General features: G+C 70.8%; 11 protein-coding genes and 2 pseudogenes. 7 read left to right on the forward strand and 6 right to left on the reverse strand.

Annotation, left to right across the window (positions count from 1 at the left end):
* Positions 1-382, reverse strand: a 382-nt coding sequence (locus tag A5624_RS07080; protein WP_156748890.1) for an ATPase domain-containing protein, incomplete at its 3' end; no start/stop codon positions are given.
* A gap of 49 nt (positions 383-431) precedes the next feature.
* Positions 432-992, reverse strand: coding sequence for a hypothetical protein (locus tag A5624_RS07085; protein WP_066863727.1), 561 nt, complete (start codon positions 990-992; stop codon positions 432-434).
* Positions 993-1,281: 289 nt separating this feature from the next.
* On the opposite strand from A5624_RS07085, the gene carD reads away from it, so the two are divergent.
* From carD to A5624_RS07115, 6 genes are read left to right on the forward strand one after another with little or no spacing between them, the layout of a single operon-like run.
* Positions 1,282-1,770: an RNA polymerase-binding transcription factor CarD gene (gene carD, locus A5624_RS07090; RefSeq protein WP_003419482.1), complete on the forward strand. Its 489-nt coding sequence runs from the start codon at positions 1,282-1,284 to the stop codon at positions 1,768-1,770.
* A 52-nt stretch (positions 1,771-1,822) separates the two neighbouring features.
* Positions 1,823-2,533: a 2-C-methyl-D-erythritol 4-phosphate cytidylyltransferase gene (ispD, locus tag A5624_RS07095; RefSeq protein WP_066863730.1), complete on the forward strand. Its 711-nt coding sequence runs from the start codon at positions 1,823-1,825 to the stop codon at positions 2,531-2,533.
* Positions 2,534-2,538: 5 nt separating this feature from the next.
* A complete protein-coding gene (ispF, locus tag A5624_RS07100; RefSeq protein ID WP_156748892.1) occupies positions 2,539-3,018 on the forward strand; it encodes a 2-C-methyl-D-erythritol 2,4-cyclodiphosphate synthase in 480 nt (159 codons plus the stop codon).
* Between the two features lie 49 nt (positions 3,019-3,067).
* Complete coding sequence (gene cysS / locus A5624_RS07105; RefSeq protein WP_066863741.1) at positions 3,068-4,477, forward strand: cysteine--tRNA ligase; 1,410 nt, start codon at positions 3,068-3,070, stop codon at positions 4,475-4,477.
* A gap of 11 nt (positions 4,478-4,488) precedes the next feature.
* On the forward strand, positions 4,489-5,421 hold the full coding sequence (rlmB, locus tag A5624_RS07110) for a 23S rRNA (guanosine(2251)-2'-O)-methyltransferase RlmB (protein ID WP_066863744.1): 933 nt from the start codon (positions 4,489-4,491) through the stop codon (positions 5,419-5,421).
* Complete coding sequence (locus tag A5624_RS07115) at positions 5,422-6,393, forward strand: glycerophosphodiester phosphodiesterase (RefSeq protein WP_066863746.1); 972 nt, start codon at positions 5,422-5,424, stop codon at positions 6,391-6,393. It abuts the gene before it with no gap.
* Here the strand turns inward: A5624_RS07115 and A5624_RS07120 are convergent.
* Entirely contained in the window at positions 6,390-7,799 is a 1,410-nt protein-coding gene (locus A5624_RS07120; RefSeq protein ID WP_066863749.1) for an NAD(P)/FAD-dependent oxidoreductase, read from the reverse strand. The genes A5624_RS07115 and A5624_RS07120 overlap by 4 nt on opposite strands.
* Before the next feature lie 170 nt (positions 7,800-7,969).
* Between A5624_RS07120 and A5624_RS07125 the strand changes: the two genes are divergently transcribed.
* Positions 7,970-10,612 carry a LuxR C-terminal-related transcriptional regulator gene (locus A5624_RS07125; protein ID WP_066863752.1) on the forward strand — a complete coding sequence of 881 codons (2,643 nt, stop codon included), beginning with the start codon at positions 7,970-7,972 and terminating at the stop codon, positions 10,610-10,612.
* Here the strand turns inward: A5624_RS07125 and A5624_RS07130 are convergent.
* From A5624_RS07130 to A5624_RS29445, 3 genes and pseudogenes are all read right to left on the reverse strand, one after another.
* Positions 10,609-11,850, reverse strand: a complete 1,242-nt coding sequence (locus A5624_RS07130) for an SLC13 family permease (RefSeq protein WP_066863755.1) — start codon at positions 11,848-11,850, stop codon at positions 10,609-10,611. The two genes, A5624_RS07125 and A5624_RS07130, sit on opposite strands and share 4 nt — an antisense overlap.
* A gap of 13 nt (positions 11,851-11,863) precedes the next feature.
* A pseudogene (locus A5624_RS07135) lies at positions 11,864-12,325 on the reverse strand (MBL fold metallo-hydrolase); the annotation flags it as partial.
* A gap of 110 nt (positions 12,326-12,435) precedes the next feature.
* A pseudogene (locus tag A5624_RS29445) lies at positions 12,436-12,533 on the reverse strand (MBL fold metallo-hydrolase); the annotation flags it as partial.

The raw sequence follows: 12,533 nt of genomic DNA on the forward strand, positions 1-12,533 counted from the left end.
CCGCCGACTCCTCACCGGAGATGTACAGGGCGCGGCGGCCCGCTTTCGCCCAGCGATGCGCGACCTCGAGCAGCAGCGTCGACTTGCCCACGCCGGGATCGCCGGCCAGCAGCGTGACCGAGCCGGGCACCACGCCGCCGCCGAGCACGCGGTCGAGTTCGTCTACCCCCGTCGTGCGGTGCTGGCTGGCGTTGGGCTCGATGGATGTGATGGGCACGGCCGGCGCCGCCGTGGCCAGGGCGCCGCGACGGCCGGCGACTGCGCTGAGCACCGGGACCTCGTCAACGGTGCCCCAGGTGCCGCACTCCATGCAGCGGCCGACCCACTTCGCGGTGACATGCCGACATTCCGAACAGCGGTATTGCGAGCGCGCGGTTGCCACGCCATGACGGTATCGAGCCGCTACGACAAGCCCGTGTCACGACAGGCGGTTAGCCCGCCTGGTTTTGCTGCGGCGGCGTCAGCCCGGCCGAAATCGGCACCGCGACGGTGGCCTGGCCGGCCTTCTCGAAATTGAAGGTGAAGTTGTAGGTCAGCCCGTTGGAGATGGGCTTGGCCAAATTGATGGTCGCCTTGGCCGCGGCGGTGTTCGAACCGACCGGACCCGGCGCTACCTTCTCGCCGTCGGGCGTGCCGATGAACAGCGATCCACCGGCGGGCAGGCGGGCGTCGCCGCTGACCGTCACCGTGCCGATGTCGCTGGTGATGCCGACGAGCCGGTCGGGCGTGTTCGGCGACAGGTTGACGGCCACCAGCACCAGGTCCACGGTGCGGCCCGGCTGCAGGTAATCACCGCTTTGGTAGGCCTGGATCCGGATGTTGCGCAGCGCCACGTTGTTGAACGTGACCTTGTTGCCGTTGATGGCGGGCTCCTGGACCGCCATCTGCGAGACCTGTCCGGCTCCGCAGCCGCTGAGCAGAGCGACCAGGACGGCCATCACGCCGGCGACGGCGAGCGCGGGAAGGCCGAGGCGGATCTTGAAGCGGTTCACTCTCTCGAGCCTCCTGCTGAGCCGGTTCGACTGATGCAACTATGCACAGTAGTAGGAACGTCTTGCGCGCGATAGCGCGGGGCGCCAGACCAGCGCCGGAGCGCCGTAACAGCCGTCCTCGAGGCCGCCGCCGGGCCGCGTCGGGGGCGTTGGTAATGTGCTGCACTGCACGACTTGGTCCGCATGTCAACCCCTAATCTGCGCGTGTTGTGCCCCTGACCTGCATCGTTGCTTCGCGCGTAGTTAGGCGGCCGTGTTAGGATGAAGTAACGAAAGGGGCTCGAATCAGATGATCTTCAAGGTCGGCGACACCGTTGTTTACCCGCATCACGGTGCTGCGTTAGTCGAGGCGATCGAAACCCGGACGATCAAAGGGGAACAAAAAGAATATCTCGTCCTGAAGGTGGCGCAGGGCGACCTGACCGTTCGAGTTCCCGCCGAGAACGCTGAGTATGTGGGTGTCCGCGACGTCGTCGGACAAGAGGGTTTGGACAAGGTTTTTCAGGTGCTGCGGGCCCCGCACACCGAGGAGCCGACCAACTGGTCGCGCCGCTACAAGGCCAACCTCGAAAAGCTTGCTTCCGGCGATGTCAACAAGGTCGCCGAGGTAGTTCGCGACCTGTGGCGTCGCGATCAGGAGCGTGGCCTGTCGGCCGGCGAGAAGCGCATGCTGGCCAAGGCCCGCCAGATTCTGGTCGGCGAGTTGGCGCTGGCCGAGAGCACCGACGACGCCAAGGCGGAGACCATCCTCGACGAGGTTCTGGCCGCCGCTTCCTGAAGGTCCTGACACTCCGTTGGTCCCGCAGCCGGGGTTGGTCCCGCAGCCGGGGTTGGCCCCGGAGACCGGCACGTCAGGCAACGTAGTCGCAGTCGTCCCCGCCGCAGGGTCGGGCGAACGACTGGCCGCAGGTATCCCCAAGGCATTCTGTTTGGTCGACGGCCGCACGCTGCTGCAGCGCGCCGTCGCCGGTTTGTTGGCAGCCGGGGTGGTCGATCGCGTGGTGGCGGCCGTTCCCGCCGACCGGATCGACGAGGCCGGCCGGGTGCTGGCTGATGACGTCGAGGCCGGGCGAGCCACCGTCGTCGCCGGCGGGACCGACCGCACCGAATCTGTGCGCCTGGCCCTGGCCGCCGTCACAGCCGCCCCCGAGTACGTCCTCGTGCACGACGCCGCGCGTGCACTGACGCCCCCGTCGCTGGTGATCCGCGTGGTGGAGGCGCTGCGGGCCGGCCACGACGCCGTGGTGCCGGCCCTGCCCCTGCATGACACCATCAAGGCCGTGGACGCCAACGGGGTGGTGCTCGGGACACCGGAACGCGCCGGGCTGCGTGCCGTGCAGACCCCGCAGGGCTTCGCGACCGGTCTGCTGTTGCGTGCCTACCGGGCCTGCCGGGCCGGTGGCGGCGTGGGTTTCACCGACGACGCGTCGCTGGTCGAGCATGTCGGTGGCCAGGTCCAGGTGGTCGACGGCGACCCGCTGGCATTCAAGATCACCACCCAGCTCGATTTGCTGCTGGCCGAGACCGTCGTGCGCCGGTGAACGCCGTGCCGCCGCTTCCCCGGGTGGGCCTGGGCGTCGATGTGCACCCGATCGAACCGGGACGGCCGTGCTGGCTGCTGGGTCTGCAATTCGGCGACGCCGACGGCTGCGCGGGGCATTCCGACGGCGACGTGGGGGCGCACGCCCTGTGTGACGCGGTGTTGTCGGCGGCCGGGCTCGGCGACCTCGGGACGGTGTTCGGGGTCGACGATCCGCGCTGGAAAGGCGTCAGCGGCGCCGACATGCTGCGCCATGTCGCGGATCTGGCGTCGCACCACGGTTTCCGGGTCGGTAACGCCGCCGTACAGGTCATCGGCAACCGGCCGAAGGTCGGTCCGCGCCGCGCCGAGGCGCAGCGGGTGCTGTCGGAATTGCTGGGCGCGCCGGTGTCGGTGTCGGCGACGACGACCGACGGGTTGGGGCTGACCGGACGCGGTGAGGGCCTCGCCGCGATCGCCACCGCGCTGGTCGTCTCCACCGGGTAAGCCCGCGCAGCGCCGGGCGCCGGGGAACTACCCGGTAAGCTGGCACGTCGTGACCGATCAGGCCCGCTTGCGGCTACACGACACGGCAACCGGCGCCGTGCGTGATTTCGTTCCGCTGCGCGAGGGTCACGTCTCCATCTACCTGTGTGGTGCGACGGTCCAGGGCCTGCCGCACATCGGCCACGTCCGCAGCGGGGTGGCCTTCGACATCCTGCGCCGATGGCTGATCGCGCGCGGCTGCGACGTCGCGTTCATCCGCAACGTCACCGACATCGACGACAAGATCCTCAACAAGGCCGCCGCGGCGGGCCGGCCGTGGTGGGAATGGGCGGCCACCTACGAGCGGGCCTTCAGCGCCGCCTACGACGCCCTGGACGTGTTGCCGCCGTCGGCCGAGCCGCGGGCCACCGGGCACATCACCCAGATGGTCGAATTAATGGGACGGCTGATCGAAACCGGTCACGCCTACGCCGCCGGCGGCGACGTGTACTTCAACGTGCTCAGCTATCCCGAATACGGGCAGCTGTCCGGGCACAAGATCGACGACGTCCATCAGGGCGAGGGCGTGGCCACCTGCAAACGCGATCAGCGTGATTTCACGCTGTGGAAGGCCGCCAAGCCCGGCGAGCCGTCCTGGCCGACCCCGTGGGGCCGCGGCCGCCCCGGGTGGCACCTGGAATGTTCCGCGATGGCCCGCACCTATCTGGGGCCGGAGTTCGACATCCATTGCGGCGGAATGGATTTGGTCTTCCCGCACCACGAGAACGAGATCGCCCAGAGCCGTGCCGCCGGCGACGGGTTCGCCCGCTACTGGCTGCACAACGGCTGGGTGACGATGGGCGGCGAGAAGATGAGCAAGTCGCTGGGCAACGTGCTGGCCATACCGGCGCTGCTGCAGCGGGTGCGCGCGGCCGAGCTGCGCTACTACCTGGGCAGCGCCCACTACCGGTCGATGCTGGAGTTCTCCGAGACCGCGCTGCAGGACGCGGTGAAAGCCTATGTCGGCGTTGAAGAATTCCTGCACCGGGTGCGGGTGCGGGTCGGCGGCGTCGAACCCGGGCAATGGACCGCACGCTTCGCCGAGGCCCTCAACGACGACCTGGCCGTGCCGGCCGCGCTGGCCGAGGTGCACCAGGCGCGCGCGGAGGGCAACCGGGCGCTCGACTCCGGCGACCACGACGGCGCACTGCGGCACGCCGGCGCGATCCGCGCGATGATGGGCATCCTGGGCTGCGACCCACTCGACGAGCGCTGGGAGACCCGCGACGAGACGTCGGCGGCGCTCGCGGCCGTCGACGTGCTGGTGCAGGCGGAGCTGGAGAATCGGCAGAAGGCGCGCGCGGAACGCAACTGGGCGCTGGCCGACGAGATCCGCGACCGACTCAAGGAGGCCGGCATCGAGGTCACCGACACCGCCGACGGGCCGCAGTGGTCGCTGCAGGCCAGTCCAGAACAGTAGGGGCCGAGTAAATGGCCGGCAACTCGCGCCGCCGCGGGGCGATACGCAAAGAGGGCACCAAGAAGGGCCCGACCGTGGGTTCGGGCGGCCAGCGCCGCCGCGGCCTGGAAGGTCGTGGCCCCACCCCACCCGCGCACCTGCGCCCCAACCATCCGGCCGCCAAGCGCGCCAAGGCCCAGAGCCGTCGGCCCGCGCGGGGCAAGACCGACGAATCCGAGACGGTGCTGGGCCGCAACCCGGTGCTGGAGTGCCTGCGGGCCGGGGTGCCGGCCACAGCGCTCTACGTGGCGCTGGGCACCGAGGCCGACGAACGGCTCACCGAATCAGTCACTCGCGCAGCCGATTTGGGCATCTCGATCCTGGAGGTGCCGCGCACCGATCTGGACCGGATGACCGCCAACCATCTGCATCAGGGCATCGCCTTGCAGGTGCCGCCGTACAACTACGCCCACCCCGACGATCTGGTCGCCGCCGCGCTCGCCTCGCCGCCGGCGTTGCTGGTCGCGCTGGACAACATCTCCGACCCCCGCAACCTGGGCGCCATCGTCCGCTCGGTCGCCGCGTTCGGCGGCCACGGGGTGCTGATCCCGCAGCGGCGATCGGCCTCGGTGACCGCGGTGGCCTGGCGCACCAGCGCCGGGGCCGCGGCGCGCATCCCGGTGGCGCGGGCCACCAATCTGACCCGGACACTGACGGATTGGGCCGGTCGTGGGCTGCGGGTGATCGGTCTCGACGCCGGTGGTGACACCACGCTCGACGACATCGACGGCACCGATCCGCTGGTGGTGGTCGTGGGATCGGAAGGCAAGGGGCTGTCGCGGTTGGTGCGGCAGAACTGCGACGAAGTCGTGTCCATCCCGATGGCCGGGGACACCGAATCGCTGAACGCGTCGGTGGCCGCCGGGGTGGTACTCGCCGAAATCACGCGCCAGCGCAGGGGATGAGTGATCGCGCGCCTGGCCGCCGCGCTGCTGACGCTGGCGGTGCTGCTCGCCGGGCCGGCCACCGCGCGACCGTCGGAATTCGACCTGCAGGCCCATCGCGGCGGGCGAGGCGAGACCACCGAGGAATCGCTGCGCGCGTTCGCCAAGGCGATCGAATTGGGCGTCAGCACATTGGAATTGGACATCGTCATCACCAAGGACGGGCAACCGCTGGTGTGGCACGACCCGACCATCGAGGCCGAAAAGTGTGCCGACACCGCGCCCGCGTTCGCCGGTGACCCGCAGTATCCATACGTGGGCAAGCTCGTGCACGAGCTCACCCTCGCCCAGGTCGACACCCTGGACTGCGGGCGCCCGCTCGCCGACTACCCCCAAGCCGAAGTGGTGTGGGGCAACAAGATCGCGACGCTGCCGCAGGTTTTCGCGCTCGCCGACTCCTACCGCGCCGACGCCGTGCGCTACAACATCGAAACCAAGGTGGAGGCCGACCGGCCCGGCGCATCGGCCGAGCCGCAGGAGGCCGTCGACGTGATACTGGCCGCGGTCAGGTCGGCGGGCAAGGCCGACCGGGTGGAGATTCAGAGCTTCGACTGGCGCACCCTGCCGTTGGTGCGGCACGCCGAGCCGTCAATTCCGTTGGTGGCCTTGTACGACCAGCACACCTGGGCGCCGGACTCGCCCTGGCTGGGCGGAGTGAATCCCGCGTTCGTCGGCGATCCCCTGATCGGCGCGCGGACGGTGGGCGCGGACATCGTCTCACCCGACTACCGGCTGGTCACCGGCCAGCCGGTAGTCGACCGCGCGCATGCGTTGGGGCTCAAGGTGATTCCCTGGACCGTCGACGACGCCGCCGCCATGCGCCGGCAGATCGGTTACGGCGTCGACGGCATCATCACCGATTACCCGACGTTGTTGCGTACCGTGCTCGCCGAACTGTCGATGCCGTTGCCGCCGGCCTACCGGCGGGGCTAGCGGGGCACGCTGCCCGCCAGGTCACCGTTCGCGCGAGCCGGCTGGTTGTCGCCGCGCCGCGGCCGGCGAAGGTTGGCCAGCGCGGCGCGCCACATCATCGTGGGGTGCAGCAGCCGGTCGGCGGGGTCGATGAGCGCGGTGACCCTGACGAACCGATCGACCGCGATCGCGTCGTATTCGGCGGCGGTGAGGATGCGGTCGATGTAGCCGTTGAGCAACCGGGTGAGTAGCGGTGCGGTGCCCTCGATTTCGGGTAGGCACAGGTCGGGGTTGGCCGACAGCTCCCAGGCCTGGCGGATCGGCACGGCGGCGGCCCGAAAGAATCGCCGGGCCAAATCAGCTGTGCCGCAGGACAAGCAGTCGCGCAGCGCCAAGGCCTCCAGCGCGGCGACGGTCATGCCCTGGCCGTAGATCGGGTTGAAGCTGCAGATCGCGTCGCCGATGACCAGCAGGCCCTGCGGAAAGCGTCGCATCCGGTCGTAGCGGCGCCACTGGCTGGACGGTTGGACGTGCCGGGTGGGCTCCCCGAGGGGTTCGGCGGCCCGGACCGCGGCCAGCAGGCGGGCCGGTGCGCAGTCCTCGACGAACTCGCACATCGACGCCAGGTCGGTGAGCGGCGCGTGGCCCGCGATGCCGTAGACGGTGAACGTCCACGTGTCGTTCTCGCAGTTCAGCATGCCCACACCACGCGGCCGGCCGGGCACGGCTCCCACGATGAACCCGAATTCGTGCAGCACGTCCGGTGCCATGCGCAGGAATTGGCTCACGTAGGTCAGGCGCACCGGGACGTGCACCTCGGTCGGGCGTTCGTAGCCCAGGGCATGCAGCCATGCCGGGGTCCTCGCGCCGCGCCCGGTGGCGTCGACCACCAGATCCGCGCTCAGTGCGAGGTCTTCGCGGGTGCGGCGGTTGACCACGCGGGCGCCGGTGACGCGCCGGCGGTCCGGCGTCGTGGTCAGGTCGACGACGTCGTGGTCGTCGAGCAGCGTGATGTTGGGCATCCGGCGCAGGCGCGCGCGGACGTGCTCCTCGAGGAAGGGCCGGGTCGCCAGGTGCACGGCGAACGAGGGGGCGCTGCCCGAGCGCGCCATCAGGTGCCCGCCCAGGTCGTAGTGCACCCGGGACAGATCCTGGCCGTCGGTGTGGTGTGCGCCGTCGATGACCAGCTGATCGAGGATGCCGGGGAACAACTGCTCGAGCACCTGCCCGCCCCGGGGCAACAGCCCGTGCAGATGCCGGCCCTGCGGCACGCCCCGGCGCGCGGTCGCCGTTTCGGGCGCGATGTCGGGCAACGGATCGCGCTCCACCACCGTGACCGTGCCGAAGAACTCGCTGAGCGATCTCGCGGCCAGCAGACCGGCCATGCTCGCTCCCAATACCAGTGCGTGATTTCCGATCTTTGCCATAGCCCACCGCTCTTGTTGACCGCCCGTCTGACAAAACTCATGCTCACGGGCGCCGAGGCGGGCCGACAGCGTAGTCGACTACGCGATTGCTGCGGGTCGGGTGCACATCGGGCCACCCAAAGGCCGGCAAAGCCTCCCATCCGATGCGTGCGCGCCGTTATAGTCGCCGAGTGATCGGCGCCGAGCCGCTGACGGGGCGTGACAGCGAACTGGGAATCATTCGCCGCGCCCTGGGTGCGGGTGCCAAACACGCGGGCGTCGTGCTCGCCGGAGCCGCCGGCGTCGGCAAGACCTGGCTGGCCCACGAAGTGCTCAAGCGTGCCCAGGCGTCGGGGCAGCGGACGCAGTGGATCGTCGGCACCGACTCGGCGCAGGCGCTGCCCCTGGGGGCCTTCATCGGCGCGATGACCGAGGCTTTGAACGAGGCGCAGTCCGATCCGCTGACCGATGTGCGCCGCGTGATCAATTCGTTTGTCGCCCAACAGCGGCAGCGCCGGGTGCTGATCGGGGTCGATGACGCGCACCTGCTGGACGGGCTGTCCGCGCTCGTCGTCCACCAGCTCGCGCAGTGCGGCGGGGTGCGGCTGGTGGTCACCGTCCGGACCGGCAGCGACGAACCGGACGCGGTGACGGCATTGTGGAAAGACGGCCTGTTGGAACGGCTTGATCTCGAACCGCTTTCGGCGGCGGCGACCCGTGAGGTCATCGAGACCAAGCTGGACGGCCCGGTCGACGCGCGCAGCGCGGCGCGGTTCCAGAAGCTGACCGGCGGCAACGCCCTGTTTCTGCGGCAGCTCTTGGCCGACCAGGTCGCCGCGGGGCGGATGCGCAAGACCGCCGGGGTGTGGATGTGGGACGGCGACGTCGCGGTCTCGGCGAGCCTGTCCGACACGGTCGGCCGCCAGATGGGCCGGCTCGGCCCGCGGGTGGCGATGGTGATCGACACGCTCTCGCAATGCGAGCCGCTGGCCGTCGAGGTGCTGTGCGATGTGGTGCGGCGCCGCGACCTGGCCGAGGCCGAGCAACTGGGCCTGGTCAACATCGAACGCACCGGCGCCGGCTTGACGGCCCGGCTCGCCCACCCGCTGTTCGGTGAGTTGCGCCGCGCAAGCGCGGGCGAGCTGTATCTGTCGGAGATCCGGGGCAGGCTGGCCGCGCGACTGGCCGACGTGGGCGACGCAGACATGCAGGCCACGGTGCGCCGCGCGCTGCTGCGCCTCGAGTCGGACCTCGACCCCGACCCCGAGCTGTACCTGGAATCGGCACGGCACGCGATGACCCTGCTGGATCTGGAGCTGGCCGACCGGTTCGCCACCGCGGCCGCCCAAGCCGGTGCGCCGGGGGCCGCCGGGGTGCGGGCCATGAACCTCGCGCTGCTGGGGCGGGGCGAGGCGGCCGAGTCGGCGCTGCGCGCCTTGGCCGACAGCGACGTGCCCGACCGCCACCACTGGGCGACCGTGCGGGCGGCCAACCTGATCTGGCACCTTTACAACCCCAACGCCGCGGCGCAGATCCTCGACGATCTTGCCGCGGACCCTTCCGAGACGCCGGCCCAGCGAGCGCAGCGGCTGGCGATACAGGCGTGCCTGGATGCGGTGGCCGCGCGCTGCGAGTCCGCCACCGAAAACGCCCGGGCCGCATTGAGTTTCCCCGAACTACCCGGCTTCCACGCGATGATGGCGTCGCTGGGGCTGATCATGGCGATGGGCGCGCTGGGACAGGTCGGCGAGCTCGCCGGGGTGGCCGAGCATGCGCTGCGGCGCGCGACGACGTCCTTCCAGGCATCGCATATGCGGTTCTGGTTCGGCGCCGTCTACGGACGCGCCTGTCGGCTGACCGGTCGGATCGATGAATTCGTCAGCACCGCACGGCAACTCGCGGCCACATCGCGCGACATCCCGGGCCTGGCGTATGCGAACCTGGCCCTGCTGTCGGGCAACGCCGAGCTGGCTCGCGGTGCGGTCGCCGAGGCGGCCCGACTGGTGCACGAAGCGGTGGCCGGGGTGCAAACACACTACGTGACAACGGGTTTGCGACCCGCGAGCTATTTCGCGTTGGCCGAGGCGCACGCCAAGCTCGGCCAGGCCGACGAGGCGAACGACGCGGTCGCCGCGGCGCGGTCGTGCGTGCCGGCCGACTTCCGGTTCATGCACACCGGCCTGGCCCTGGCCGAGGGGTGGGCGATGGCGGCGAACGGCCGATTGGGCGAGGCCGTGGCGTCCGTCGCGCAGGCCGCCCGGCTGGCCCGCGACCGCGGTCAGCCGACCCACGAGCTGGCCTGCATCCAGGCGGCGGCCCAATGGGGCGATGCCTCCCAGGCGGCGCGGGCGCGGGAGCTGGCCGACGCGTTGTCGCTGCCGCTGGCCGACGCGGTCGCGTCGCATGCCGGCGCGCTGTCGGCCCGGGACGGCGAGGGCCTGCTGGCGGCCTCGGCGGCCTACCGGCGGATCGGCGATCGGGTGGCGGCCGCCGATGCGGCCGCGCAGGCCTCGGCGGTGTTCGACGAAGGCCAACATCACCGCCGCAGGCTGTACGCCGCGGCGTTGGCCAGGGAACTGGCCGACGAGTGCGGTGGCTTGCACACGCCGGCGCTGCACACCCCGACCGGTCTGAAGTTGTCGGGCCGCCAGCGCGACGTCGTCGAGCTCGTGGTGGCCGGGCTGTCCAACCGCGAGATCGCCGAGAAGCTGGTGATGTCGGTGCGCACCGTGGAGGGCCACGTGTACCGGGCCTGCCAGCGAGTGGGGGCGCAGTCGCGCGAGGAGCTGGCGTCGATCATCCGGTCGGGCCCCTGCGGCTCGCCCGCGCGCTAGAGACCGAGCAGCCGCGCCGAGGCCCACAGCGCGAGCACCGCCACCGCCAGCGACGCGGGCACCGTGCACACGCCGAGGCGGGTGTATTCGCCGACCCCGGCGTCCACGTCGTGCTGGCGTAACACTCGCCGCCACAACAGGTTCGACAACGATCCGACGTAGGTCAGGTTGGGGCCGATGTTGACCCCGATGAGCACCGCCAGCACGGCCACCGGCCCGCTGGGCGCGACCAGCGGCAGCAGCACCAGCGTGGCGGGCAGGTTGTTGACGACGTTGGCCAGCGCGGCGGCCAGCGCGGCGATGGCGAGCAGCGCGGGCAGGCTCGAACCCGACGGCAGCACCGCCGACATCGCCCGGTCCATCCCGTTGAGCATCACTGCCTGCACCACGACGCCCAGCGCCAGCACGAACACCAGGAACGAGATGTTGACCGAGCGCACGATGTCGGACACCGAGGTGTGCCGATGGCGCAGGCTGCGCACCGCCAGCACGGCGGCGCCGCACAGCGCCACCCAGGCCGGGGCGATGCCCACCGACTGGGCGACCGCGAACCCGGCCAGCGTCAGCGCCACGACCAGCAACACGAACACCGGCGGGCGCGGCGGTGCGCCCAGCTCTTCCGGGTCGGGCTGCACCCGCAAGTCCTTGGCGAAGAACCAGCGGAAAATCACGTAGAGGACGGCGATCGCGCCCAGCCACGGCGCCGCCATCGCGAGGGTGAACCTGGTGAACGAGATGTTGGCGGTGTGGAACGCCAGCAGGTTGGTCAGGTTCGACACCGGCAACAACAGCGATGCGCCGTTGGCCAGATGGGCGGTGGCGTAGGCGTAGGGCCGCACCCGGGTGCGCTGCCGGCGCACGGCCGCCAGCACCACGGGGGTCAGCAGGACCACGGCGGCGTCCAGGCTCAGCACCGCGGTGATCAGCGAGGCGATGACGAAGACCCGCCGCAGCAGGCCGCCCGACCCGACCTTGCCCCGGGTGATCGCCGCGCCCGCGGCCTCGAACAGGCCCTCGTCGTCGCAGAGCTTGGCCAGCACCAACACCGCACCCAGGAACGCGACCACCCCGGACAGATCGGCGATCTGTTTGACCGCCTGGTGCACCGAGATCGCGCCGACCGCGATCAGGATCAGGGCCGCCGGGACGGCGGCCAGCGCCTCGGGCCAGCCGCCCGGGCGCGCGACGGCGAACGCGAGGACCACGGCAAGCAGCAACAGCGCCAGCGTCAGGGCCAAGGTGCCAACCGCTCTACTTCCAGGGGTCTTCGCGCCGCCACACCGTGGGCAGGTGCACCGAGACACCGTCCTGCGCGGCGAGCTCGTCGAGGACGCGGACGGAGACGTCCAGGTCGTCGCCGGCATAGGGCAAGGCCCGCAACGGCTTTGTCAGCGGGCGGAAGAAGTCGTCCCAGTGAATGAGGATCACCCGGCGCGCGCCCACCGCGCGCACGGTCTCGGTCCAGTAGTCGACCAGGTACGACCGCGGCTGCAGCCCCAGCTGCCCGACGGACAGGTACGCCGCGTCGGCGCGCTGGCCGGCCAGGGCGCCCTCGACGAAGCCGGCACTGCCTTGGATCAGCAGGCGCCGGCCCGTCGGCCGGTGGTGCACCAGCGTCGACCAGGACTCGCCGCAGCGATACGCCGATGCCCGCACCGGCGGGGTCACCGGTTCGCCGATGACGCCGGGAAACCGGTCGGGCGGGCAGTCCGCGGCCAACGTCGGAAGGGGATACGGCCTGCCGCAGGACCGGATCGTCGTCGCGGCCGACGGCGAACCGATGCAGCTGGGCGCCTACGACGTCACCCTGATCGAATCGCACCACTGCCCGCCGACCAGCCGCGCGCCGGTGCGGTCGGCGACGAGTGCGGAGTCCAGCACGTGGTCGAAGTGGGTGTGCACCGGGATGACCGCCTCCAGC

This window comes from Mycobacterium sp. 1482292.6 (assembly GCF_001672995.1).
Classification (GTDB): Bacteria; Actinomycetota; Actinomycetes; order Mycobacteriales; family Mycobacteriaceae; genus Mycobacterium; species Mycobacterium europaeum_A.

Excerpts from the sequence above, each read along its gene's own strand:
- carD (WP_003419482.1), top strand. The coding sequence starts at position 1,282 with ATGATCTTCAAGGTCGGCGACACCGTTGTTTACCCGCATCACGGTGCT.
- rlmB (WP_066863744.1), top strand. The coding sequence starts at position 4,489 with ATGGCCGGCAACTCGCGCCGCCGCGGGGCGATACGCAAAGAGGGCACC.
- A5624_RS07120 (WP_066863749.1), bottom strand. The coding sequence starts at position 7,799 with ATGGCAAAGATCGGAAATCACGCACTGGTATTGGGAGCGAGCATGGCC.